This window comes from Corynebacterium sp., from assembly GCF_043426755.1.
Lineage (GTDB): Bacteria > Actinomycetota > Actinomycetes > Mycobacteriales > Mycobacteriaceae > Corynebacterium.
On record NZ_JBHWRP010000064.1, the window covers coordinates 1 to 22,683 of the forward strand.

Annotated in this window: 24 protein-coding genes and 1 tRNA gene; 16 read left to right on the top strand and 9 right to left on the bottom strand. The window is 61.7% G+C overall.

What is annotated here, in order from left to right; translation table 11 throughout:
* The first annotated feature begins 46 nt into the window (after window positions 1–46).
* From ACHFGA_RS05650 to ACHFGA_RS05675, 6 genes are all read left to right on the top strand, one after another.
* Entirely contained in the window at window positions 47–523 is a 477-nt protein-coding gene (locus ACHFGA_RS05650; protein ID WP_018582511.1) for a MogA/MoaB family molybdenum cofactor biosynthesis protein, read from the top strand.
* Entirely contained in the window at window positions 513–980 is a 468-nt protein-coding gene (locus ACHFGA_RS05655; RefSeq protein WP_394281443.1) for a molybdenum cofactor biosynthesis protein MoaE, read from the top strand. Before ACHFGA_RS05650 ends, ACHFGA_RS05655 begins: the two co-directional genes overlap by 11 nt.
* Complete coding sequence (locus tag ACHFGA_RS05660; RefSeq protein WP_394281444.1) at window positions 973–2,040, top strand: ThiF family adenylyltransferase; 1,068 nt, start codon at window positions 973–975, stop codon at window positions 2,038–2,040. The genes ACHFGA_RS05655 and ACHFGA_RS05660 overlap by 8 nt, the downstream gene beginning before the upstream one ends.
* A 224-nt stretch (window positions 2,041–2,264) precedes the next feature.
* Window positions 2,265–2,741, top strand: coding sequence for a CAP domain-containing protein (locus ACHFGA_RS05665; RefSeq protein WP_394281459.1), 477 nt, complete (start codon window positions 2,265–2,267; stop codon window positions 2,739–2,741).
* 84 nt (window positions 2,742–2,825) lie between these two features.
* On the top strand, window positions 2,826–3,293 hold the full coding sequence (locus ACHFGA_RS05670; protein ID WP_394281445.1) for a hypothetical protein: 468 nt from the start codon (window positions 2,826–2,828) through the stop codon (window positions 3,291–3,293).
* A gap of 42 nt (window positions 3,294–3,335) precedes the next feature.
* Window positions 3,336–3,884: an alpha/beta hydrolase family esterase gene (locus tag ACHFGA_RS05675; RefSeq protein WP_394281460.1), complete on the top strand. Its 549-nt coding sequence runs from the start codon at window positions 3,336–3,338 to the stop codon at window positions 3,882–3,884.
* A 181-nt stretch (window positions 3,885–4,065) separates the two neighbouring features.
* Here the strand turns inward: ACHFGA_RS05675 and ACHFGA_RS05680 are convergent.
* Window positions 4,066–4,153, bottom strand: a tRNA-Ser gene (locus tag ACHFGA_RS05680).
* A 95-nt stretch (window positions 4,154–4,248) separates the two neighbouring features.
* Between ACHFGA_RS05680 and ACHFGA_RS05685 the strand changes: the two genes are divergently transcribed.
* Window positions 4,249–5,214, top strand: a complete 966-nt coding sequence (locus tag ACHFGA_RS05685) for an NAD(P)H-quinone oxidoreductase (protein WP_394281461.1) — start codon at window positions 4,249–4,251, stop codon at window positions 5,212–5,214.
* Here the strand turns inward: ACHFGA_RS05685 and ACHFGA_RS05690 are convergent.
* Window positions 5,211–6,455 carry an aminotransferase class V-fold PLP-dependent enzyme gene (locus tag ACHFGA_RS05690; RefSeq protein ID WP_394281446.1) on the bottom strand — a complete coding sequence of 415 codons (1,245 nt, stop codon included), beginning with the start codon at window positions 6,453–6,455 and terminating at the stop codon, window positions 5,211–5,213. The genes ACHFGA_RS05685 and ACHFGA_RS05690 overlap by 4 nt on opposite strands.
* A gap of 260 nt (window positions 6,456–6,715) precedes the next feature.
* Here ACHFGA_RS05690 and ACHFGA_RS05695 point away from each other — a divergent pair, with 260 nt between their 5' ends.
* The 4 genes from ACHFGA_RS05695 (at window position 6,716) to ACHFGA_RS05710 (ending at window position 10,249) form a co-directional block, all read left to right on the top strand.
* Window positions 6,716–7,150 (top strand): hypothetical protein, encoded by a 435-nt coding sequence (locus ACHFGA_RS05695; RefSeq protein WP_394281447.1) that lies wholly within the window; start codon window positions 6,716–6,718, stop codon window positions 7,148–7,150.
* A 62-nt stretch (window positions 7,151–7,212) separates the two neighbouring features.
* Window positions 7,213–8,061 (top strand): ABC transporter permease, encoded by an 849-nt coding sequence (locus ACHFGA_RS05700; RefSeq protein WP_394281462.1) that lies wholly within the window; start codon window positions 7,213–7,215, stop codon window positions 8,059–8,061.
* Window positions 8,062–8,081: 20 nt separating this feature from the next.
* Window positions 8,082–8,879, top strand: coding sequence for an ABC transporter ATP-binding protein (locus ACHFGA_RS05705; RefSeq protein WP_394281448.1), 798 nt, complete (start codon window positions 8,082–8,084; stop codon window positions 8,877–8,879).
* Between the two features lie 458 nt (window positions 8,880–9,337).
* Window positions 9,338–10,249 carry a glycosyltransferase gene (locus ACHFGA_RS05710; RefSeq protein WP_018582501.1) on the top strand — a complete coding sequence of 304 codons (912 nt, stop codon included), beginning with the start codon at window positions 9,338–9,340 and terminating at the stop codon, window positions 10,247–10,249.
* 9 nt (window positions 10,250–10,258) lie between these two features.
* On the opposite strand, the gene ACHFGA_RS05715 is transcribed toward ACHFGA_RS05710, so the two are convergent.
* Genes ACHFGA_RS05715 through ACHFGA_RS05735 form a run of 5 tightly spaced genes read right to left on the bottom strand, consistent with a single transcriptional unit; the run spans window position 10,259 to window position 13,145 of the window.
* Window positions 10,259–10,750: a GtrA family protein gene (locus ACHFGA_RS05715; protein WP_394281449.1), complete on the bottom strand. Its 492-nt coding sequence runs from the start codon at window positions 10,748–10,750 to the stop codon at window positions 10,259–10,261.
* Window positions 10,751–10,761: 11 nt separating this feature from the next.
* Window positions 10,762–11,247: a GtrA family protein gene (locus ACHFGA_RS05720; protein ID WP_394281450.1), complete on the bottom strand. Its 486-nt coding sequence runs from the start codon at window positions 11,245–11,247 to the stop codon at window positions 10,762–10,764.
* A 49-nt stretch (window positions 11,248–11,296) separates the two neighbouring features.
* Window positions 11,297–12,232 (bottom strand): hypothetical protein, encoded by a 936-nt coding sequence (locus ACHFGA_RS05725; protein WP_394281451.1) that lies wholly within the window; start codon window positions 12,230–12,232, stop codon window positions 11,297–11,299.
* A 20-nt stretch (window positions 12,233–12,252) separates the two neighbouring features.
* Complete coding sequence (locus tag ACHFGA_RS05730; RefSeq protein ID WP_394281452.1) at window positions 12,253–12,666, bottom strand: hypothetical protein; 414 nt, start codon at window positions 12,664–12,666, stop codon at window positions 12,253–12,255.
* The gene (locus ACHFGA_RS05735) at window positions 12,663–13,145 is read right to left on the bottom strand and encodes a hypothetical protein (RefSeq protein WP_394281453.1); all 483 of its coding nucleotides are present in this window, start codon (window positions 13,143–13,145) and stop codon (window positions 12,663–12,665) included. The genes ACHFGA_RS05730 and ACHFGA_RS05735 overlap by 4 nt, the downstream gene beginning before the upstream one ends.
* A 35-nt stretch (window positions 13,146–13,180) precedes the next feature.
* Here ACHFGA_RS05735 and ACHFGA_RS05740 point away from each other — a divergent pair, with 35 nt between their 5' ends.
* The 5 genes from ACHFGA_RS05740 (at window position 13,181) to ACHFGA_RS05760 (ending at window position 21,355) form a co-directional block, all read left to right on the top strand.
* Window positions 13,181–13,417 (top strand): hypothetical protein, encoded by a 237-nt coding sequence (locus tag ACHFGA_RS05740; protein ID WP_018582495.1) that lies wholly within the window; start codon window positions 13,181–13,183, stop codon window positions 13,415–13,417.
* A gap of 145 nt (window positions 13,418–13,562) precedes the next feature.
* Window positions 13,563–14,978: an FAD-binding oxidoreductase gene (locus ACHFGA_RS05745; RefSeq protein WP_026254469.1), complete on the top strand. Its 1,416-nt coding sequence runs from the start codon at window positions 13,563–13,565 to the stop codon at window positions 14,976–14,978.
* 13 nt (window positions 14,979–14,991) lie between these two features.
* Window positions 14,992–15,759: a decaprenylphospho-beta-D-erythro-pentofuranosid-2-ulose 2-reductase gene (locus tag ACHFGA_RS05750; protein ID WP_394281454.1), complete on the top strand. Its 768-nt coding sequence runs from the start codon at window positions 14,992–14,994 to the stop codon at window positions 15,757–15,759.
* A gap of 28 nt (window positions 15,760–15,787) precedes the next feature.
* The gene (locus tag ACHFGA_RS05755; RefSeq protein ID WP_394281455.1) at window positions 15,788–17,869 is read left to right on the top strand and encodes a galactan 5-O-arabinofuranosyltransferase; all 2,082 of its coding nucleotides are present in this window, start codon (window positions 15,788–15,790) and stop codon (window positions 17,867–17,869) included.
* Between the two features lie 30 nt (window positions 17,870–17,899).
* A complete protein-coding gene (locus tag ACHFGA_RS05760; RefSeq protein ID WP_394281456.1) occupies window positions 17,900–21,355 on the top strand; it encodes an arabinosyltransferase domain-containing protein in 3,456 nt (1,151 codons plus the stop codon).
* Window positions 21,356–21,357: 2 nt separating this feature from the next.
* On the opposite strand, the gene ACHFGA_RS05765 is transcribed toward ACHFGA_RS05760, so the two are convergent.
* Window positions 21,358–22,251 carry a PrsW family intramembrane metalloprotease gene (locus ACHFGA_RS05765; protein WP_394281457.1) on the bottom strand — a complete coding sequence of 298 codons (894 nt, stop codon included), beginning with the start codon at window positions 22,249–22,251 and terminating at the stop codon, window positions 21,358–21,360.
* A gap of 30 nt (window positions 22,252–22,281) precedes the next feature.
* The coding region (locus ACHFGA_RS05770) for a hypothetical protein (protein WP_394281458.1) at window positions 22,282–22,683 on the bottom strand (402 nt) is incomplete at its 5' end.

Below are 22,683 nucleotides of genomic sequence, written 5' to 3' on the forward strand. Positions count from 1 at the left end.
GCGCGCGATGGCCGCGTGATGGTCTACCCATTTTAAGGAGCTGGAAATGCGTACTGGTTTGGTGATTGTGTCGTCGACACGCGCGGCCCAAGGCGTCTACGAGGACAAGTCTGGGCCCATTGCCGTGGAGTTTCTGCGCGGGCTGGGCTATGAGACGCCGGACGCGCTAGTGGTTGCTGATGAGGATCTGAAGGAGACGATCGATGAGGTCTTCTCCCGCGAGGACTTGCCTCACGTGATCCTGACTTCGGGCGGGACGGGGGTCACCCCGGATGATCGCACCGTCGAGCACGTCACGCCCTACCTGGAGCGCCAACTGCCCGGCATCGTGCACGCCTTTTGGGCGGAGGGGATGAAGAAGGTGCCCACGGCTGTGATCTCGCGGGCGGTCGCCGGCGTTACCGGGCATACCTTCGTGATGACGCTACCTGGTTCCCGTGGTGGAGTAAAAGACGGCTGCACGGTGTTGGAACCATTACTGGAACACATCAATGACACGTTGGAAGGACCCTATGGCCACTAAAGATCCCGCTTATGTCGCCGCACAAACCGGCAAGGTCATCGACGCTTTCATGACTGAGCAGCGCCTCGAAGACCTCATGCCCGTCGCCCGCGAACAGACCATGACCCAGGCGATGGGCGCGCTGGTCACCTTCGAGGGCGTGGTGCGCGACCATGACGGCGGGCAGCGCGTTGCCACCTTGAGTTATTCGTGCCACCCCACAGCCGACGATGAGATCGCGCGGGTGGCTGGGGAGATCGTCGAGAAGCACCCCAATGTGCGCGTGTGGACGGCGCACCGCTCCGGCGATATCCCGATCGGCGAGGGCGCGTTTTTGGTGCTCGCGGCCGCTGCTCACCGCGCCGACGCGTTCGCGGCCTGCTCCGAGCTCGCCGACCGCGTGAAGGCGGAGGTGCCGATCTGGAAGGAGCAGGAACTGCTCGAAGGCGGCACACAGTGGGTGGGCTTGGATGGCTAAATTCGACACCGGACGCTACCGCCGCCAGATCACCCTGACCGGACTCGATGCCCAGGACAAACTTGCCGACGCCCACGTAGCCGTCATCGGTGCCGGCGGCCTAGGCTCCCCTGCTTTGCTCTACCTGGCGGGCGCGGGCGTCGGCAAGATTACGCTTATCGACGATGACGTGGTCGACCTGTCCAACCTGCACCGACAGGTGATTCACACGACAGACCGGATCGGCACCCCCAAAGTGAACTCCGCCGCGGAATCGGTGCGCGCACTGAATCCCGATATCGAACTGATCGCGATCAATGACCGCCTGACCTGGTCCAACGCCGCGGACGTCTTCGCGGGCGTGGACGTGATCATGGACGGCGCCGACAATTTCGATACCCGCCACATCGCCTCACACGCCGCCGCACGCCTGGGTATCCCACACGTGTGGGCCTCGATCTTGGGCTACGAGTCTCAGCTCTCCGTGTTCTGGGCGGGCCACGGACCGGTCTACGAGGACCTCTTCCCTACCCCGCCCGCGCCGGGCGTGGTGCCTTCGTGCGCGCAGTCCGGCGTGCTTGGCCCCGTCGTCGGTGTGACCGGTTCGGCGATGGCAATGGAAACGTTGAAGCTGCTCATCGGTGTGGGCGAGCCGCTCGTCGGCACGCTTGGCTACTACGATTCGCTAGCCGGGCGCTGGGAGTATATCCCGATCGCCGCCGACCCCGCCGTCACCGAGCGCGTGCTTAACGACGAGCCCCCGCACCAGGTATCTGATGTGCCCGAGGTAGCTGAGGTTGATGAGATCCCGGCTGGCGCCGTGGTGATCGACGTGCGCGAACCCGAGGAGTTCAGCCTGTTCCATATTCCGGGCGCGATCAACGTGCCACTGGGTGAGATCCTGGGTGGCGTGACCCCCGAGGTCCTAGAAGCCCCGGAGGACGAGCGACCTCCTGTTGTGGTCCAGTGCGCGGGTGGCGTGCGTTCCGCGAAGGCGGTGGATGCGCTGCAGCGACGTGGCGTTTCTGGGGCGGTCAGCCTGCGTGGCGGCATTGACGCGTGGCAGAAGAAGCAGGGCTAAGCAAACTCACGGATGCGCTGGAAGGGCGCTTCGTCGCGTGGGGGTCTGCACGCTTGCCGCTACATTAGAAATGCTGCATTCTTAGTTTATTCTCATTGGCAATTAACGTTGCGCTTAGGTGCGAGTAAGAATACTATACAAATTGCTCCTTTTGCCCACCCTACTAAATTCTGAAGGACTCCCTCATACAATTTGTACAGTCTCTCATTGCCCTAATCGTGACGATGGTTGTCACCCTCGCGGGCCTGCCTATCGGACACCTCATCCCACTTCCTACTGGCGATAATCCACCCGCACCTACGCAACCAGCACCAGTTGCCCCGGAGCCCAACCAGCCCGCTCCCGCCCCTTCCCCTGCTACCGGGGACGAATTTGTGGACGAATTTGCCGCAACGTTGAATAACTATCGCGCCCAGAACGGCCTGAACCCGGTCCGCGTTGACTCCACCCTGCAGAGTCAGGCCGCGCGACACAGTGCCGCGCTGCGCCAGGCCGACCACTTGTACCACGCCAACGACAACGTCTTTGAAAACGTCGCCGCGTCCTACTCCACCCCAAGTGCGCAGCAGTTTTTCGAGATGTGGCGCAACTCTCCCGGCCACAATGCAAACATGCTGCAGGCCAATGTGACGAAGTTCGGCATTGCCGCCGATGGCCCGAGCCGCTCGAACATGTACTATGCCACCCTGCAGTTGCGCTAAACTACTCATGGATTTGGCAGTGAAATCGGAGGATGCACAGCTTTAACCAAGCTAAATTCCAGGCACTGTGTTAACATCAGCCACTTGCGTTTCATTTCTGCTGCAATTACCATGGTGGCCACCGCTGCTGTGGCCTTAAGTCCATTGACTGCACAGGCCCAGCCCGCGCTGCCTCCCCTTCCGGACCCGAAAGACTTGTCATCCCAGGTAGAGCTGCCGGAACTTCCTCCGATGCCACAGCTACCGCCGATGCCGCAGGTCCCAGACATCGACATCCCTGGTGTACCTTCGAGCTCGGAGCTGAGCTCCCAGCTCGGCATCGCGCCACCGGCACTGCCCCCGCAGATCGCGCCGAATGATGCGAAGCCAGCGCCCCGGATCGGCAACGGTGCCGGGGGTGAAGTTTTCACCTGGTCCGGTGGGCGTAACCGTCGTTACCTGATCAACGTGCCCACCAACTACAATCCGGCGCGTCCTGCACCAATCCTGTTCGGTTTTGATGGCTGGCGCGACTCCCCAGAAAACTTCCGCAACTACTCCCGCATGCACTAGACGGGCGCAGCGCATGAGGCGATCCGGATCTACCCAGAATCCATCAACCGGGGCTGGGAGGGTGCCCCATACGCGGTGGTCAACCGCGGCGAGGATATCGCGTTCGTCCAGCAGATCATCGAGGAAGTCGCACGCACATATAACGTCGACCGCTCCCGTATCTACGCCATCGGCCACTCCAACGGCGGCGGCATGACGGCGACAGTCGCGTGCCGTCTCCCTCACGTCTTCGCTGGTGCTGCCTCTATCGGCGGCGCATACTACGACCCTGTCAACCAGGGCTGCTCTGATGCACCGATCCCCTTCCTGATCATGCACGGCAGGGGCGACACCATGATGAAGTTCGAGGGCGGCTACCGTCACAACGGCCACCACTACATCGGTGTTGATTCGCTGATGGCTAGCTACATCCGCCGCAACGGCTGCGCTTGGCCTCCACGTATCGACGCGATCCCTGGCGGCCACCGCCACGTGTACCAGTGCTCCCGCGAGGAACTGCAGCTGATCACCAACCCTCAGGACCACACGTGGAACCGTGTTCCGGACGCTTCCCAGGAGGCATGGAACTTCCTTTCGCGCCAGCGCCTGTAGTTCTATCTCTAGCGCATACTGCTGGAACTGGAATGTTGGTACAGGGGCCGTGAGGGGCCCAGAGCCACCAAAACTGCCCAGTTCCAACAGTTCCGCTTCGACAGTTTGCCCGGGCAGCGCGGACCCGGCCGCGAAAGCAGAAAACCAGAACCCCAGCTCATCTGAGCTGGGGTTCTATCGTTGGCGGAGACGAGGGGATTTGAACCCCTGGAGGTGTGACCCTCGCTGGTTTTCAAGACCAGTGCATTCGGCCGCTCTGCCACGTCTCCATCGGCATCCGAAAATCGGTGCGTGAAAGATTCTAGCCTACGGCCCACACATAATCGCTAATCTGGTCCCCATGAGTGAAAACAAGAGTGGAACCATGAAGGCAATTACACAGACGGATATTGATGATCCCCGCGCTTTAGAGCTAGCAGACGTAGACATGCCCGCCCTCAAGCCAGGTGAGGTACTGGTGAAGGTCGCGGCCGCGGGCGTGAACCGCGCAGACCTCGTCCAGGCTCAAGGCAACTACCCACCGCCAAAGGGCGAGTCGGACATCATTGGTTTGGAGTGCGCGGGCACCATCGTCGATGCTGGTGACACCGGTCGCGAGGTGGGCGAAGAAGTCGGCTGTCTGCTGGCCGGCGGTGGCTATGCCGAATACGTTGCGGTGCCAGAGGGCCAGCTAGTGCCAGTGCCGCAAGGGTTCAGCCTCACCGACACTGCCTCCATCGTGGAAGTGGCCACGACGGTGTGGTCCAACGTTGGCATGCTCGCGGGCCTAAAGGAGGGTGACCGCGTCTTGATCCACGGCGGTGGCGGCGGTATCGGCTCCTTTGCCATTCAGATGTGCAAGGCCATGGGCGCAGAAGTAGCCACGACGGCGGGTTCCCAGGAGAAGCTCGATCACGCCCGCGAGTTGGGCGCGGACATCCTGATTAACTACAAGGAAGAGTCTTTCGTCGATAAGCTCAAGGGCTCCTGCGATGTCATCTTGGACATCATCGGTGGGCCTTATCTGGAAGACAATGTGCGCAGCCTGGCGATGGATGGCACGCTCGTGGTGATTGCGGTGCAGGGTGGGCCGAAGGGGACGCTGCCTGTGGCGCGCATGATGCCGCGGCGCCAGTCGGTGCATGCGACGACGCTGCGCGCACGCCCGGTGGAGCAGAAATCGGAGATCTGTGCGTCCACGGTAGAGCACGTGTGGCCGTTGATTGAGCAGGGTAAGATCCGTACGACGATCGACCGCACGCTCCCGCTTGCCGACGCCGCACAGGCCCACGAGCTACTGGATTCCGGCAAGATTACCGGCAAGCTGGTGCTGGAGGTTGCTGGCGACTAGGCCAGGGAGGCGACGACGCGGATCAAATGAAACACGTCCGCCGTGGTGTTGAACGGGCTGAGCGAGATGGTGACGGAGCCTCCGATGTCCTCAACACCCATGTCCGTAAGCAGTGTGGTCGACGGGGTAACCGTTGTGACCACGCCGTTGTCCAGCAATCGGTAATACACCGTCTCCGCCGGGACTCCCTTGACGAGGAATGACAGCCGTGGCAACCGCTCCTCCGGCGCGTCCGCCGCGGCCTCACCCGTGACACCAACAATGTGGACGGCAGACAGGGCACGCATCCCCGCGTAAAGTTCCAGTGCCAGGAAGTCAACGTAGGACGTCAGGTCTGACATCGACGTTTCCAGTCGCCTCCGACGACTATTCCGCCCTTTCTGAGCAGGAGGGACTAAGTCAGCAAGGTGTTCCACCAGGGGTGAGACCCCGCCGGCGAGACCGGGGGCGACGTCCAAGGAAAGCTTGTTGGCGCCGTCCGTGGAGCCCACCGGGGAGACGGTATCTAGGCGACGGAACATCGCCTCGTCGCGGAAGACTAACGCAGCAATCTGCGGGCCGCCGAGGGCACCAATATCAACAGCGACGATGTCTGCCCCCCACTCATCAATGTCGATGAGCCGGTAGGGAGCGTAGCTGGTGGCGTCGACAAGCACCCAGGCGCGGGAACGATCACGCACGTTGTCCGAGATGGTAGCGACATCCATCACCGTGCCCAGCAGACCATCGGCGGCAGGGATGGAGACAAGGCGGGTTGCCCCGTCGACAAGCTCCGTAAACTGATAAGCGGGAAGCACACCCGAACCCAAGTCTGGCTGCGCCCAACGCGTTTCCGCATCGACGCTCTTCAAAGGCACAAGGTGGGCCGGGTTCTCCACCGAGCTCAGGACTACGGAGGAGTGATATCTAAACATCGGTCGCATCGCCGCAGCCAAGGAAGCATAAAGAGCAGGCAGATTCGGACCCAGCACTACGCACTCGGCGGTGGATCCCACAAGGTCCGCGATGGCATGGCGTGCATCCGCGATGAACGCGTGACCTTCCGGGCGGCCGGCATTGCTTCGCGAGTGCGAGCCCACCGGCGAATCCAGCGCTGTGACCTGAGGCGACATCCTGAAGGAGCGCGCAACCGCCGCCGAGACCCGCTCGGGTATCTGAGGGCAGTCATGCGCGTTGAGGTAGGTCCAGCCGTCGGAAAGAGAAGTGTAGAGTCCGCGAACGCGAAACACGTCGTACGCCATTAGCACTTCCTTTCTTCTTCACTCTGGCCACCCGTTAGCACCATGGCAACGAGTGAGCCTTCCTTAGCTATTCAACCACTTCCTACGGACGATCACACACTGGTTACCCTCTCAGGTTTCTCACTGTGAACGCGACGGGACTTGGCAGCACGATGGCACGCGGAGCCAATTTAACCCGAAGATCGATACCCGCTGGTAAGTAGCGCGATAGCTACACTATACTCGCGTCTACATTCAGGCACACGTCCGGAGGTTGGATGATGGAAACAAGGTCTAAACTTATCATACTCTCAGGAATCTCAGGTATCACGTCGATTGGGCTTGCCCTCGTCCTTGGGGGCTGCGCCACTGACCAGCCCGAGGTGTCGTCGGCAAGCATCAATCCCTCGGTCACTATTACCGAAACCGAACCGGGCCCGACGACGACACTGGATAACACCGTCACCGAAACCGAAACCATCACAAAGTACGTTCACGCCGACACGACCGTCGACACGCCCGGCCCGCTGCCCGGTGCAACGCCAGCCCCCGCCCCAACCAGTCCAGCACCTGAAGGCTTCGTCTGGGAAGAAGTAGGCCCTCACGACAGCGAACGGGCCTGCACCGGTGAACAGCGCGGCTCTCGCGACGAAACTACCGCCTGCTTTGAGAAAGAAGCGGGCTGGTTCTTCCACGCCCTTCTCCCAGAACCCTGATCATCCCGGCTAGTGTGATAAACGTGCTTGATAAAACAGAATTGCGTCACGACGTGGCCCGAATGACTTCGGATGCCCACGACAACACGCCTCCGTCGAGGTCAAAGACCTTTGGCGCAGCCATCAAAGACCTCACCAAGGGTTGGGGCCAATACGAGCTCTGGCTGGAACTAGGTTGGCAAGACATCCGTCAGCGCTACCGCCGCTCCACCCTCGGCCCCCTGTGGATCACCATCGCCACCGGCGTCATGGCAGTCGCCCTCGGCCTGCTGTACGCGCTGCTTTTCCAAATCGACTGGCGGCAGTTCCTACCGCACGTCACCGTTGGTTTCATCGTGTGGGGATTCATCTCCGGCTGCATCAAAGAAGGCTCCAGCGTCTTCATCGACAACGAAGGCCTGATCAAACAGCTGCCCTCGGCGCTCTCGGTGCATGTCTACCGGCTGGTGTGGCGCCAACTGCTCTTCTTCTTCCACAACCTGATCATTTGGGTGATCATGGTGCCGCTGCTGGGCATTCCCCTGACCTGGGAAGTGCTCCTGGCTGTGCCGGCGCTGCTGCTGATCGTGCTCAACGGGGTGTGGGTGACCATGTTCTTCGGCATGGTGGCTACCCGGTTTCGTGATGTCGGGCCACTGCTGGAGGCCCTCGTCCAGCTTGCCTTTTACGTCACCCCCATCGTCTGGACCACCCACACGTTGGAGGTCCGCGGCGGCGAGGTGGCAGACCAGGCCAAGATCGTGGAGATCAACCCGCTGTTCCACTACCTCGAAATTGTTCGCGCCCCCATGCTGGGCCAGCACGTCGACGCCTACCACTGGTGGATCGTCATCGGTTGCACCGTCGTGGGTATCGCCATCACGTTGCTGGCCATGCGCCAATGGCGGTTCCGCGTGAGCTACTGGGTATAACTGGGCATAAAGGACACATTATGGTTTCAATCGATACCTACAACGCCTGCGTCGACTTCCCAATCTTCGACGCAAAATCACGCTCCCTGAAGAAGGCCATGCTGTCGTCGGCAGGCGGCGCCATCGGCAAGAATGACGCCAACACCGTCGTCGTCGAGGCACTGCGCGACATCAACCTCCACCTGCGCGAGGGCGACCGCGTGGGCCTCGTCGGCCACAACGGCGCCGGCAAGTCCACCCTCTTGCGCCTACTGTCCGGCATCTACGAACCCACCCGCGGTGTGGCTGATGTGCGCGGCCGCGTCGCCCCCGTCTTCGACCTTGGCGTGGGCATGGACCCGGAGATCTCCGGCTACGAAAACATCATCATCCGCGGCCTATTCCTCGGGCAGACGCGCAGGCAGATGAAGAAAAAGATGGACGAGATCGCCGAATTCTCTGAGCTCGGCGACTACCTCGCCATGCCCCTGCGCACCTACTCCACCGGCATGCGCGTGCGCTTGGCGCTCGGTGTGGTGACCTCAATCGAGCCCGAGATTTTGCTTCTCGACGAGGGCATCGGTGCCGTCGATGCCGCATTCATGGCCAAGGCCCGCGTGCGCCTTGCCGAAATGGTCGAGCGCTCCGGCATCCTCGTATTTGCCTCGCACTCCAACGACTTCCTGGCCCAGCTGTGCACCACGGCCCTGTGGATTGATCATGGGGAGATTCGTGAGGCGGGGCTTGTCGACGAAGTCGTCGAAGCCTACGAAGGCCCCGAAGCTGGAGAGCACGTGCGTAGCATGGTGGAGCGTTTCCACGGCGGGGGTGAGGATTAGGCCCTAGCTGGCCGCTGCCCTCCGCATACTGCTGGAACTGAAATGTTGGAACAGGGGCGTGTGGCGGCCTCACGGCGCAAAAAGCCCCCAGTTCCAACAGTTGAGGTTCAGTAGTTTGGCTTAAGGCTCTTAAACGCCAACTCTAAAACAAATAGAACCCCCGACTCCGACAGTGCCGTACCACGTCAGAGCGGGGGTGTCCATGCAAATCAGGACCGTGTTCCTGATGCAAGGGGCGCCAAGAAAGTCGCGGGGCAACCAGTGAGAAGTAGCCGGTTCCACATCCGCTGAATATCCACACCAGAAAAGAATATTCAGCGGAGATCACGCTTTCCTCTAGCGTCATGGTCTAAGTTAACACACCTGAGCTGCAGATGAATAAAATCCCCCGAAGAGGGGATTAGACACTGGCGGGACCGCTCACGCTTTCCTTCTCAGACAGTGGCACAATAAACGCTATGGCCGACACCCCAATCTTGAATCCCGCTGGCACCACCGCAGCAGTCATCGTCACCCACAAGCGGGTGGAGCTGCTCCGCAATTCCCTGGAACAGGTGGTCAACCAGACCCACCCCGTCCAATGGGTGATCGTGGTGGACAACGGCTGCGAGCAAGAAGTAGAGGACCTCGTCGTCACGCTTGCAGGTGAGCGCGCGGTCTACCTGCCGTCGCAGACGAACCTGGGCGGCGCGGGCGGTTTCGCCTACGGGTTCCTCCACGCGCTGGCTTTGGGCGCGGACGCAATCTGGTGTGCCGACGACGATGGGATGCCTGCCGACGAAGGCGTCCTCGAAGAGCTGTACCGCGTGGCCAAGCGCGAGGGTCTACACCAAGTCTCGCCCGTGGTGGCCAATATCGAGGACCCAGAAAAATTGGCGTTCCCCCTGCGCCAGGGCCTGACGTGGAAGCGCCGCCGCGAGGAGCTCGACGGGGACTTCCTGCCCCAATACGCGTCCCTCTTTAACGGTGCGCTGATTGCTGCGGCGGCGATGGAGCGGATCGGGGTGCCCGACTATCGCCTGTTCATCCGCGGCGACGAGGTCGAATACCATCGCCGGCTCTCCCAGTCTGGGCTGAAGTACGGCACCGCCCTGACCACGGCGTATGTCCACCCGGACGGGTCGGCTGAGTTCCACCCCATCATGAACGGTAAGGCGCACGCCCAGTACCCGGATAATGAGACGAAGCGGTTTTTCACCTACCGCAACCGCGGCTACATCATCGGCCAGCGCGGGATGAAGAAGATGCAGTTGCAGGAACTGGTGCGTTTCGGCTGGTTCTTCCTGCTCGAAAGAAAGAACCCGAAAGAGTTTGTCCAGTGGCTGAAGCTGCTGCGGATGGGCGCGAATGAGGACTTCCGCCGGCCCTAGGAGCGCGCTTTACGACGAGGAAATCGTCTTCGCCCCACCGCGGGGCCGGAAGATGATGGAGCGCTGCACCACAAAATTGATCGCTGTGGTGATCGATTGGGCCACGGCATAAGCGATGAGTAGCACCGGTGTTTGGGTGAGCACGGTGTTCTCATGCAGCCAGCCGAACAGGCTCTGGTAAATCTCCACGTTTAGCAGCCAGCTAACAAAATAGAGCGCTACCACGGCCACGAAGCGGCGCGCGGAGAACTTCTCCCGAAAAGTGAAGCGCCGGTTGAGTATGTAAGCGACGAGAGTGCCGGCAATATACCCAACGGAACGTGCGTAGCCCTGGCCAAGTACCCCAAGACCGACTTGGAGTAGCCAGGTCAGGCCCACATCAATGCTGGCAGAGATCAGCCCGCTTAAGCCGAAGCGCGCTGCTTGGGCGTGCAGCGCATCGGATTTGTGCAGGTTTGCTGCCCGAAGCGCCGCCCATGCTGTTGAGATCGGGTCCGCCATAGCGGCCCAGCCTAGTCCTTCTTAAAGATCAGCACCCGCTGGAGAACGAAGTTTGTGATGGTAGCAACACCCTGCGCGAGCACGAAGGAGATCACATCCTTCCACGGATCTTCGAAGCCCAAGGCGATGAGCGGGGCGTTGGTCACCCAGTACACGAACTGCTGGATGGCGAAGGTGGAGGCGTAGAGGATGAACACGGCCGTCGCCTTCTTGGCGCTGACCGCCGATTTGAAGGTGAAGCGCGAGTTCAGCAGGTAGGCAGCGATGGTGCCGAAGGTCCAGCCGATGGCTTTGGCGATCTGTCGGTCCCAGCCCACCACGAAGGTGAACAGCTGCGTCAGCGATAAGTCGATGAGTGCCGTGAAGATGCCCACCGTGGTGAAACGGACCAGCTGGACGATGGCGGAAGAGTCGTCGAAACGCTTCTCCTTGGGGCCCGGCTCGGGGCCAGAGTCAGAAGAAGGTTGTTCCTGGGGCGCTGGAGGCACAGTTGGCATGTGGGTAAATCCTAGTAGGCACTAGCAGGTGCGCGGGTCAAGGGCGCGCCTAGGGCTGCGAGTTACGCAGCAGTCCACGGAAAAGGTCCAGCCGATCCACAGGGGCGACGGCGGTAGCGCCGTAGGCGCCTATCGACGACAAGGTCTCCAGGGAGCGGGTGCACAATTGCTTCGCGTCAGCTGCGGTGATCCCAGCTCCACTATCGGTGGTCCAGCCCAGTGCGTCCATCGTTTCCTCGATGACAGTGTCGGTGAGCTCATCGGCAGCCAAGCACGACAGACCCAGCACGGTGGACCAGAAGGCGTCCACCTCAATTGGGTCGGCCTCCTGTGGCAGAGACTCCAAGGCGGACTCGATGGGCGTGTCTAGCTCGACGTGGCGGTCGAGGTCCATGGCCTGCAACAAGGGGATGAAATCGAAGATTCTGGCGCGTTCAATCAGATCACGCACGTCGGGCCGCGTGGATTCCAGTACGGAATCGACCACGCGCTCATCGACAAGCGCTGCGTTGATGCCCGCCAAGTCAAAGCCGCAGCCGGGGAGCTCGCCTATCCCGCCGACGCACAGCCGGCGCGGTGTGGCTTCATCGCGGGGCCAGCGATCACCCAAGTAGACAGTGAAATGGAGCAGGCCGTAGTGAAAATGCAGGTGGTCGCCGGGGCGCAGCAGCAGCGAACCGAGGGGCATGCTGGATTCGAGGGGGCGGTCGTCGTCACGCCCCAGCGTAAAGCGGGCGGGCGCAGGCTCCTTCGGCAGGTTGAAAGCCGCTGCGAGGACGCGGCGCATGCAGTCCAATGTGGTGGATTCGTCCACGCCGATGTGGCGGATGACGTGCTCCCCATTCGTGATGATCTCTGCGCGCACCAGCAGCGTGTGGGGCCCGCTGCCTCGCGCAACGCGACGTGCCGCAAGGTCAATCACATTGTTGACGATGCGGTCGCTGTTTCCACCCAGCTTGAGGTGAAGCGGGGACATATGGGACATGGCCCCAAGCGTAGCGATTTTTAAGAAGTGGCAGTCGCTGCAGCGGCATCCACCGGCAAGGGCGCGTAGTCTACGTCACCTTTCACCTTGCGCTGGACCGCCGCTGCGTTCCAGTATTCCACCAGCTCAGCGGCCTGCACCGCCACTTCCCATGCCCGGCGCGCTTGGGGCTCGCCGGTGAAAGCTAGCTGTTTCTCGCCGGTGGGGACGCTGGGCGCGCCGGCTTCCTTCATGTTCTTGCGCACCTGTCCCAACGGGTCCTCGGCGGCGGCGTCGATCACGTGCGCGTCGGTGGTCAGGAGCGCGACCTGTTCCGCGTCGTTCGTGTCCCACGCCCCCGACAGTGCTGCGAAGCCTGGCGTGGTTTCCACGCGCCAGATCACGGTGCAGTCTTCACTCTTATCGACGATTGCCAGCACTAAAGAGTCGTTCACTTGCGGGCCTGCGCTTCCATTGCGGTGAAGGCGAGTACCGCGGTGGCGATCCCCAGCACACTGTGTGGCTTGTCGACGCCCTTGCGGCCCAGCCATGCGCCCAGGGCTTGCTCCGCGCGTGCGCCGCCAACCAGGGCCACGGCGCCGACCAGCAGCAGGATGAGGATCACACCCCAGGTGGTGGAGACTGATGCGACAGGGGCGCCGGTGTCGTCGTCACGATCCTCGCGCGCTAGCACTGCGGTGAGGTCATTGCGGGGGTCCTCGTCGAAAGCGTTGAACGCTGCGATGGCGGCGAGGTTGACTGCGGCGGTGGTGCCGCGGGCGACCCATCGGGCGGTGGCGCCGTGGACGAAGTCCGGCACCGCGACGAGCGCGCCGATGAATCCGGCTTGGAGGGCGCGGCCGCCGGTGGTGTTGTCGAGTGCGTTGTAATCGATGGGTTCGTCAACGGTGTCGTCGATAAGCTCGTGTTCCATAGTTGTCAATCGTAACTGGGCAGTAGTCTGGGGGCATGAGAAAGCACTACAAAGGCGATGACCCTGACGCGACGCACGTGGCCACGCAGTTTGTCCAGGTCCCGTTGGATGATTTTATGACGCGGTTGATGGCCCAGGAGTTGCCGCTGTTGGATTCGCATTCGCGCAGCCGCGTGTACGAGGTTTTGGCTGAGCACAAGGAACAAGGCTTGCCGACGATCACCTCTCAGGAGGAGTTGCCGGCCGAAATTAGAGAGATGATGGATTTATAGGTTCATCCCTAAACTGTTATTAATAGGATCTATTTCACAGGTTTCTTTACTACTTTAGTTAGATCACACTTGTAAGCTAAGGGATGCATTGCGCCGAAAATTTCGGCTGCAAATCCGTACGCCTTCTGTAAGAAGAATGGAAAAGATGGAATTACACACTACCGAAAAGTCCCTCCACGGTTGGGGTCGCACAGCCCCGACGACAGCTCATGTGCTGGCGACTTCTGACCCAGAAACCATCATCAAGGCCGTCCAAATGGTGGCCGAGCAGAATGAATCCCTGCCTTCGAACGCGCGCCGCGGCGTTATTGCTCGCGGCATGGGCCGTTCCTACGGCGACCCGGCACAAAACGCCGGTGGCCTGGTCATCGACATGCAGCCGCTGAACCAGATTCACTCGATCGACCCAGAGTCCGGCATCGTCGATGTTGACGGTGGCGTGACCTTGGACCAGTTGATGCGCGCCGCTATCCCCTATGGCCTGTGGGTCCCGGTCCTGCCGGGTACCCGCCAGGTGACCATCGGCGGCGCGATCGGCCCCGATATCCACGGCAAGAACCACCACTCGGACGGTTCCTTCGGCGACCATGTTGTCTCCATGGACCTGCTGGTGGCGGACGGCCGCATCCTCGAGCTCAAACCTGAGGGCTCCACCGATGACCCAGACGGCGAACTGTTCTGGGCCACCGTGGGCGGCATGGGTCTGACCGGCATCATCATGCGCGCCAAGATCCAGATGACGAAGACCGAGACGGCCTACTTCCTCTCGGACACCGTGCGCACCAAGACTCTCGACGAGACGATCGAGGAGCACTCCAACGGCTCCGAGGAAAACTACTCCTACTCGTCGGCCTGGTTCGATGCCATCAACCCACCGCCAAAGACCGGGCGCGCCACCATCTCGCGTGGTTCCCTGGCCACCCTGGAGCAGCTGGAGGAGTTCGCACCGAAACTGGCGAAGGATCCGCTGAAGTTCAGCGCACCGAAGCTGATGACGGTGCCGGACATCTTCCCGTCGTGGACCATGAACAAGCTCACCTTGAACACCATCGGCGAGCTGTACTACGCCATGGGCGCACCGAGCCAGAATGACATCAAGAACCTGACGCAGTTCTACCAGCCACTGGACATGATCGGTGAGTGGAACCGCGGCTACGGCCCTGCAGGCTTCCTGCAGTACCAGTTCGTCGTTCCGCCACATGCGGTGGAAGAGTGCAAGAGCATCATTTACCAGATCCAGGCCTCCGGCCACTACACCGCGCTGAACGTGTTCAAGCTCTTTGGTGAAGGCAACCGCGCACCACTGTCCTACCCGATGAAGGGCTGGAATATTTGCGTGGACTTCCCGATCCGCCCGGGCCTCAACGAGTTCCTCGACCGCCTGGACCAGCAGATCCTTGAGTTCGGTGGCCGCCTGTACCTGGCGAAGGAATCCCGCACCACCCCTGAGATGTTCCACGCTATGTACCCAGGCATGGAGGGTTGGTTGAAGACCCGCAACGCCATCGACCCGAACGGCGTGTTCGCATCCGACATGTCCCGCCGCCTCGAGCTGAGCTAGAAAGGAATTACACATGCTGAACGCAGTAGGCCAAGCACAACACATCCTTCTTTTGGGCGGTACCTCCGAGATCGGCCTGGGCATCGTGAAGGAGTTCGTCTCCCGCGGTGGAAACCCCACCGTCACGCTGGCTGCCCGCAAGGACTCCCCGCGTATCGACGACGCCCGTGACCAAGTCACAGCCGCCGGTGCAGGCGACGTCCACATCATCGACTTCGACGCCACCGCTTTTGACACCCACCCGGCTGTGATCGATGAGGCATTCTCCCGTGGTGACATCGATGTCGCCATCGTTGCCTTCGGCTCCCTGGGCGACCAGGAGCAGCTGTGGCAGGACCAGCAGGCGGCCGTGGATTCGGCGCAGCTGAACTACACAGCACCCGTGTCTGTGGGTGTGCTGTTGGGCCAGAAGTTCAAGGCGCAGGGCCACGGCACCATCGTCGCGATGAGCTCTGTGGCGGGCATGCGCGTGCGCCGCTCCAACTTCGTCTACGGCGCCTCCAAGGCAGGCTTGGACGGCTTCTACACCCAGCTGGGCGAAGCGCTACGTAACGACGGCGTGAACGTGCTCGTCGTACGTCCTGGCCAGGTGCGCACGAAGATGACCGCGGACATGGAAAAGGAAGCTCCTCTCACCGTGGATGTGGAAGACGTGGCGGAGGAAACCGTGAAGGCAGTGCTGAATAAGGACTCCACCTTGTTCGTGCACAAGGCTTTCGGGCCTGTCTCACTTGTTTTACAGCACATTCCTGCCTCAATCATGCGCAAGCTGAACCTCTAATTAGGTCGTATGTGGGACACTGTCACTCATGACCGTTTCACCCACTGAGCCCAACCAGAATCACGGGCAGCCCGCTGAGGACAGTTCCGCGTTGCACGCTTCGTCGCACGCGGTAACGGTCGACGGCGGGGGCACCCCACCGATGGTGACTACCGGGTACGCCCCGGACGCAGTCTCCAGCACAAGGACATATGTCTCCGTGCTGGTGTACGCGGCCCTCGGTGGGGTGTTGTCGTTACTGGCGTGGTTCGTGCTGCGCGCAACGTCTCTACCTGCTTTCTCGACGTCGAACGTCACCCGCGCGATCAGCTCAGCGGCCACCATCATCCTGATTGTCGCTGTGGTGCTGGTCGTATTGGCCTGGCTGCGCGATATCAATAAGGCCAAGGACGCCAATGGGGAGGCAGGCCCCGCACGGCCAAAGTGGAAAGAGATCCTGAGTGAGGCGGTGTGCTACCTCGCCCCAGCCGGGCTGGTGATCACCAGCCTGGGCATTCCCCTGTCGGCAACCAAGCTCTACTTGGATGGCATCCAGGTGGACCAAGGTTTCCGCACCCAGTTCTTGACTCGGATGACGGAAACTGCCGCTAACCAGGACATGAACTATATCGACATGCCCACCTACTACCCCATCGGCTGGTTCTGGTTGGGTGGCAGGCTGGCCAACATCCTGAACCTGCCGGGTTGGGAGGTCTACCAGCCCTGGGCACTAGTCTCCATCGCAATGGCCGCGGCGGCTCTTGGCCCGGTATGGCGCAAGATTCTCGGCTCCCTGCCGGTGGCAACGGCGGTGGCTTTGGTCACCACCACGATTGTGCTGGTGATGGCCCCCGACGAACCCTACGCCGCAGTCGTGGCACTGTTTGTCCCCGCGATGCTCATTGTGCTGCGCCACGCGATGACGGGGTCCTGGCCCGCCACCATTGGCGTGATGCTGTTCCTGGGTGTGTCGGCCTGCTTCTACACCTTGTACACCGGTGTTGCGGCGCTGGCCGTGGTCATCCTGGGCCTCATCATGGCGGTGTTTTTCACGCACTCGTGGGGGCCTGTGATCCGCACCGCGGTCATCGGGTTTGGCTCCATCGCGATCGCCCTTGTGGCTTGGGGCCCTTACCTCGCAGAGGTGCTGTCTGGCGCGCCGATGGGCGAGTCCACCGCGCCTCACTTCCTGCCGGAGGAAGGCACCGCGTTCCCTGTCCCCTTTTTAGCGCTCAGTGTGGTGGGCTTGTTGTGCCTGCTTGGGCTGATCTACCTGATCCTGCGCTTCGTCGACCCAGACGTGCGCATGCTCGGCTTGGGCCTGATCGTGTTCTACCTGTGGGTGTTGGCCTCGATGGTGGCCACACTGGCGGGAACCACGTTGTTGGGATTCCGCGTCGAAACGCTCATCGTGCTCACGCTGGCCACAGCTGGCGTTCTGGCTCTAGCGGACATCCGCCTGGTGGGTATCGAGTACCTCTACCCCGCCCAGTTCAGTGCTGAGACGAACCGCCGGATCACTATCGCTTTCGTCGTCATTATCGCACTGAGTGGCCTGTACTATGTACAGAACATTCCGGGCGAAAATGAGTCACACATTGATCAGGCGTACCAGGACACCGACGGAAACGGCGAGCGGGCAGACCGCTACGCGCCGGATGCGGGCCGCTATTACAAGGACGTGGACGAGACGATCCAGGCCGCAGGCCACGTGCCAAGCGAAACCGTCATCTACACCGATGAGATCAACTTCATGTCCTACTACCCCTACCACGGGTTTAACGCGTTCACCAGCCACTATGCGAACCCCTTAGGGCAATTCGACGAGCGCAACGACGCGCTGCGCAACTGGGCCACGGCATCCTACGATCTTGCCGACGACCCAGACGCCTTCATCGAGGAGCTGGAGTCCACCCCGTGGGAGGCACCTCAGGCATTCGTCTTCCGCGGTTCCACGAATTCCACCAGTGTTGATGTTGATCCCTGGAAGACACACATTGCTGAAGATATCTTCCCTAGTCAGCCGAATGTACGCTATGAGGGATTGTTCTTTAACCCTGCGGTGTTCGACAGCCCAAAGTGGGAGACCAGCCAGGTCGGCCCCTTCGTCGTGGCAGTCCGTACGCAGTAACCACTGAAAGCCAAGTCAGGATCGAGAAAATTGAATTCTGTAGCTACACCCCAGGCCGCCTCCAGCGGCCTGAAAAACACCGCTATCGTGACGGGCCTGCTGGCCTTCCTCCTGTTCATACTCACCCCGTTCTTACCGGTGCAGCAGACGCAGTCGTCGCTGAACTGGCCCCAGGATGGAAGCGTGGAGTCCGTCAACGCGCCACTGATTTCGATGGCACCGGAGTCTTTGGACCTGACGGTGCCGGTCGCCGCGTTCGATGCGGTACGCGATGGGCAATCGACAGTCGTCGGCACGCTCCCGGACGATTCGCAAGAGGCCTATGATCGTGGCCTGTTCGTCTCCATCACGGGCGAAGGCGCGGTGTCCATCAGCTCCCTGAACAAGGTTGTGTTTGAGCTCTTGCCGGAGGAGTTCGAAGCTCTTGACGACGATGCCGTCGTGAATATTTCGGCGACGGAAGACGGGGTGACTGTGGCCATCCCGGGCACCAACCACAAGGAGGAGACTGAGGAAGACCTGCGCCCGCAGGTCACCGGCATCTACTCCGAGATCGACGAGAATGCCGCCGGCGGTGCTGAGGCACTAATCGATGCCGGGCTGAACGTTGATATGGAGATCAACTCGCGGTTTACTTCCACGCCCACCACGCTGAAGTTCCTGGCTATGGTCGGCGGCATTCTGCTGACTATCGTGAGCTTGGCCTGCCTGTGGCGCATGGATCAGGCCGATCGTCGTCACCTGCCAGTGTTCGGGTCGCGGTGGCGCACGTTCAAGCCGTTGGATGGCATTGTGCTATTCGTGCTGGGCTTCTGGCACATCTTCGGCGCGAACACCTCCGACGATGGTTTCATTTTGACGATGGCGCGCGTGGCCAACGAGTCCGGCTATATGGCCAACTATTACCGCTGGTACGGCGTGCCCGAGGCTCCCTTTGGCTCACCGTTTTATGACCTGCTTTCGCTGCTGGCCACCGTGTCCACCGCCTCAGTGTGGATGCGCCTGCCTACCTTGATCGCCGGGATCCTGATCTGGCTGCTGCTCTCGCGAGAGATTCTGCCGCGGCTGGGGGATGTTGTTGCGAACCGACGCATGGCGCACTGGACCGCCGCGTTTGTGTTCCTCGCGTTCTGGCTGCCGTACAACAACGGCACCCGCCCAGAGCCGATGGTGGCTCTCGGCGTGATCGTCACCTGGGCGCTCTTTGAGCGTGCCATCGCCACCAACCGCCTCTTCCCCGCTGCCCTGGGCACAGTCACTGCGGCCTTTACGTTGACTGTCGGCCCGACCGGTCTGATGGCGGTAGGTGTGTTCTTGGTCTCGCTGCCGCAGCTCTTCCGCATTATGCGCACACGCACCGTGATCGCGCCGTGGCTTGCATATATCGCCCCGTTCCTGGCTGCGGGCACCGCCGTGCTGGTACCGGTGTTCGCGGACCAGACGTTGGCTGCCGTGCTCGAGTCCACTCGCGTGCGCGGCGAAGTAGGTCCCTCGCTGGAGTGGTACGCCGAGTGGGTACGCTATTCCACTTTGTTCCAGCACTCGGTCGACGGCTCAATGACGCGCCGTTTCGCAATGTTCACGATGCTGGCCTGCCTCCTGCTGGTGGTGTGGTCCTTCTCCCGCCACGGCGGTGTGCCCGGCGCGGCGAAGGGCCCCACACTGCGCATGCTGTTGATCGTGGCGCTGTCCATGTTCTTCTTCATGTTCACCCCGACGAAGTGGACGCACCACTTCGGCATCTACGCATCCATTGCCGGCGCCGTGGCCGCGCTGGGTGCGGTGGTGCTCTCCCAGATCGCAATAAAGTCGGTGCGCGCCCGCACCCTGTCGCTAGCGGCCGTCGGGTTCATCATGGCCATCACCCTGGCCGGGTGGAACGCGTGGTGGTACATCTCCTCCTTCAACATCCCGTGGTGGGACCGCCCGGTGCAGTTCAAGGGCGTCGAGGCCGCCAACGTAATGCTGCTCCTCTCACTGATCGTGCTGGGCATCGGCATCTGGCAGTCCTTCAAGCACTCCTACCAGCGTGACAAGGCCGCTGAGGCCGGCACTCTCGAGGAGTTCGAAGCTGCCCAGCTCGCCGCCGGTGGAAAATTCCGCAGCGTCATGACCGCCCCGATCGCGGTGGTGTCCATCCTGATGGTGGCGTTTTCGATGCTGTCGTTTACGAAGTCCTTCATCGACCAAGCACCTTCATATTCCGTGGGCATGGGCAACGTCCGCACCTTCGCCGGCGACAAGTGTGGCCTGGCCAGCGACGCCATGCTAGAGACCAACACCAACGATGCCTTCCTCACCCCCGTCGACGGGGTGCCGCTGGGCCGTTCGCTGGAATCCGGAGAGATCCGTGGCTTCGCCCCCGATGGTGTCCCCGCCTTTATCGAGCCGGACAACATGAGTTCGGCCTCCGTCGGCGCGATCGGTGATGCTTCCCAGACCACATCTGGGAACGCGAACACCGAATCACGCACCACCACCGATACCGGGACTGGATCTGGGTCCGGTTCTGGGTCCGATGCCGCCGACATCAGCGACAGCACCTCGGACACCACCAATAATGCGGAAAACACCACCCAGGAAGCGGTGGCTGAACAGTCCACCTCCACAGGTGGTACCCAAGGTAAGCGCGAGAGCGAAGACACCGGCGTCAACGACTCCACTGTGAACCTGCCGTTCAACTTGGACTACACACGCATCCCCGTCGTCGGGTCCTGGGAGGAAGAGCCACGCAACACCGCTGAGCTAGAGACCAGCTGGTTCGAACTGCCCGAAGCCGCCGAGAACACCCCACTGCTGGTGATTTCTGTCGCGGGCAAGATTGCCCACCATGACATCAACGGTGTCGCCCAGGACGGCGAGGAACTCGTCGTCGAGTACGGTTCGCGTAACGACGATGGAACCTACAAGGTCCTTGGCGAAATCGAAATGTTGGATGCAGGCCCCACCCAGTCCTGGCGCAACCTGCGCTACCCGCTGGAGGACCTGCCCGAGGAGGCAGAGGTAGTGCGCATCGTCGCAAGCGACACCTCCCTGTCGCCTGATGACTGGCTCGCCGTCACCCCACCGCGCGTGCCCGAACTGGAATCGATGAATGACCTCATCTCCCCAGACACCCCGGGGCTGATCGACTGGTCCACTGCCCTGCAGTTCCCGTGCCAGCGCACGTTCAACCACTACGCCGGCGTGACCGAGATCCCCGAATACCGCGTCTCCCCCGACGCGCCGGGCAAGGCCGCCCTGTCCGGGTTCATGGACTTCCTCGGCGGCGGCTCCCTGGGCACCGCGGAGGCCGTGAACTACTCCTACGAGGTGCCGGGCTACCTGCGCGATGACTGGCAGCGCGACTGGGGTTCCGTGTCGAAGTACCACCTGCGCACCAACTCGCAGGGCGAAGCACCGAAGCTTGCGACGATCGACCATGAGGAGATCACCCGCTCCGGGCTGTGGCACCCGTCGGATATGAAGATCCGCGATATCGGCTAGGGCTAGTCGGATATCGGTGTGTCAGCTGGTTGTGGTTCCAGCTGGCGCACCGATGTCAACGCTTGAGGGGTGTGCACGTAGGTATCGTCGGCACGCGCCGCGCGGACGGACCACACCCACACGTAGGCCCACAGGCCATACAGGGCGATGGCGACGATCGCGAACTGCACATAATGCATCCACTCCTCTTCCCAGGAGTAGTTCCACGCGAAGTGGAAGAGGAACGCGGCGCCGAAGTAGAGCGCGACGACGCGGATGCGCCAGCTCAGCGGTTTGCCCGCCACGAATAGGGCGAGCCCGATCCCCCAGCCGGCCAGCCCCGTCAGGCCCGTATGCAACAGCGGGCCAAACACGAGGCGCAGGCCCCACGTGTCCAGCATGCCGGCCATGTCGGATGAGGCGTGCATCATCCCACCCATGGTGCCGTAGAGCATGTTTTCCATCATGTCGAAACCGAGGCCCACGACCATCCCCACCATGAAACCGTGCCAGGGGCGGTAGAAGCGCGGGAAGGACATGAGAATAAACAGCACACCCAGCGCCTTTGCGGGCTCCTCCGGCCAGGCACCGCCGAAGGAGGCCACCGATTGTTCCCAGCGCAGCGCCAGCGCAAGATCCATCGCCGGCAGCCCCGACGCAATCACGATGAGCAACGACACACCGGCACCCCACAGCAGGGCGCACAGGATCCAGCCGATGCTTGACGACGACCACCGCGGCCAGATCGGAGTCTTGCGCAGTACCAGCAGCACCACGACAGTAAGCACGGCAGCGATCGCCAAGCTGGCTGCGGTCGCACTGGGCGCAAGCAGCAGGTTGACGACCACATCGAGAAGCAGGACGGGCACGCCGACCAGTACGGCGATGATCATGGTGTAGCGAAAAAGCTTGGACATCCTGTTTCTTTCCTCTGTTCCTTTTGTGCGCTACAGCGTTTGTACCTGTGGCATGGGGCGCAGTGGGCGCTCGCGGCCCGGCAGGGGGTCGTCGTCAAGCACGCCGCTGTCCTGCAGCTGGGCGAGGACATCCTGCGCCATCGGTGTCCCGGTCAGCCCCTCCCAGATCTGCGATGCCACCGAGGCGACCTCATCCGGGTGTGACCCGCTGACGGTGGCGAACAACACTTCCTCGTCGAATTCGCCTGTGCCACGCACCGTCATCGCGATGGTGGGCCCGGTGAATCGGTCCAGGTAGAAGAATATATGGTTGTCGCCGAAGGCCATCACTGTACCGGAAGAGCTATCGACAAGATCGTTGTAGGCGCGCACCTGCCGCCTTAAGGTGCGCTCCGGGTCATCGGTCCACTCCGTACTCGCCGCTAAGACCGT

What these genes read in the sequence shown, in the direction of transcription:
- ACHFGA_RS05650 (WP_018582511.1), top strand. Translation starts at nt 47, where the DNA reads ATGCGTACTGGTTTGGTGATTGTGTCGTCGACACGCGCGGCCCAAGGC.
- ACHFGA_RS05655 (WP_394281443.1), top strand. Translation starts at nt 513, where the DNA reads ATGGCCACTAAAGATCCCGCTTATGTCGCCGCACAAACCGGCAAGGTC.
- ACHFGA_RS05660 (WP_394281444.1), top strand. Translation starts at nt 973, where the DNA reads ATGGCTAAATTCGACACCGGACGCTACCGCCGCCAGATCACCCTGACC.
- ACHFGA_RS05665 (WP_394281459.1), top strand. Translation starts at nt 2,265, where the DNA reads ATGGTTGTCACCCTCGCGGGCCTGCCTATCGGACACCTCATCCCACTT.
- ACHFGA_RS05685 (WP_394281461.1), top strand. Translation starts at nt 4,249, where the DNA reads ATGAAGGCAATTACACAGACGGATATTGATGATCCCCGCGCTTTAGAG.
- ACHFGA_RS05690 (WP_394281446.1), bottom strand. Translation starts at nt 6,455, where the DNA reads ATGGCGTACGACGTGTTTCGCGTTCGCGGACTCTACACTTCTCTTTCC.
- ACHFGA_RS05695 (WP_394281447.1), top strand. Translation starts at nt 6,716, where the DNA reads ATGGAAACAAGGTCTAAACTTATCATACTCTCAGGAATCTCAGGTATC.
- ACHFGA_RS05700 (WP_394281462.1), top strand. Translation starts at nt 7,213, where the DNA reads ATGACTTCGGATGCCCACGACAACACGCCTCCGTCGAGGTCAAAGACC.
- ACHFGA_RS05705 (WP_394281448.1), top strand. Translation starts at nt 8,082, where the DNA reads ATGGTTTCAATCGATACCTACAACGCCTGCGTCGACTTCCCAATCTTC.
- ACHFGA_RS05710 (WP_018582501.1), top strand. Translation starts at nt 9,338, where the DNA reads ATGGCCGACACCCCAATCTTGAATCCCGCTGGCACCACCGCAGCAGTC.
- ACHFGA_RS05715 (WP_394281449.1), bottom strand. Translation starts at nt 10,750, where the DNA reads ATGGCGGACCCGATCTCAACAGCATGGGCGGCGCTTCGGGCAGCAAAC.
- ACHFGA_RS05720 (WP_394281450.1), bottom strand. Translation starts at nt 11,247, where the DNA reads ATGCCAACTGTGCCTCCAGCGCCCCAGGAACAACCTTCTTCTGACTCT.
- ACHFGA_RS05725 (WP_394281451.1), bottom strand. Translation starts at nt 12,232, where the DNA reads ATGTCCCATATGTCCCCGCTTCACCTCAAGCTGGGTGGAAACAGCGAC.
- ACHFGA_RS05735 (WP_394281453.1), bottom strand. Translation starts at nt 13,145, where the DNA reads ATGGAACACGAGCTTATCGACGACACCGTTGACGAACCCATCGATTAC.
- ACHFGA_RS05740 (WP_018582495.1), top strand. Translation starts at nt 13,181, where the DNA reads ATGAGAAAGCACTACAAAGGCGATGACCCTGACGCGACGCACGTGGCC.
- ACHFGA_RS05745 (WP_026254469.1), top strand. Translation starts at nt 13,563, where the DNA reads ATGGAATTACACACTACCGAAAAGTCCCTCCACGGTTGGGGTCGCACA.
- ACHFGA_RS05750 (WP_394281454.1), top strand. Translation starts at nt 14,992, where the DNA reads ATGCTGAACGCAGTAGGCCAAGCACAACACATCCTTCTTTTGGGCGGT.
- ACHFGA_RS05755 (WP_394281455.1), top strand. Translation starts at nt 15,788, where the DNA reads ATGACCGTTTCACCCACTGAGCCCAACCAGAATCACGGGCAGCCCGCT.
- ACHFGA_RS05765 (WP_394281457.1), bottom strand. Translation starts at nt 22,251, where the DNA reads ATGTCCAAGCTTTTTCGCTACACCATGATCATCGCCGTACTGGTCGGC.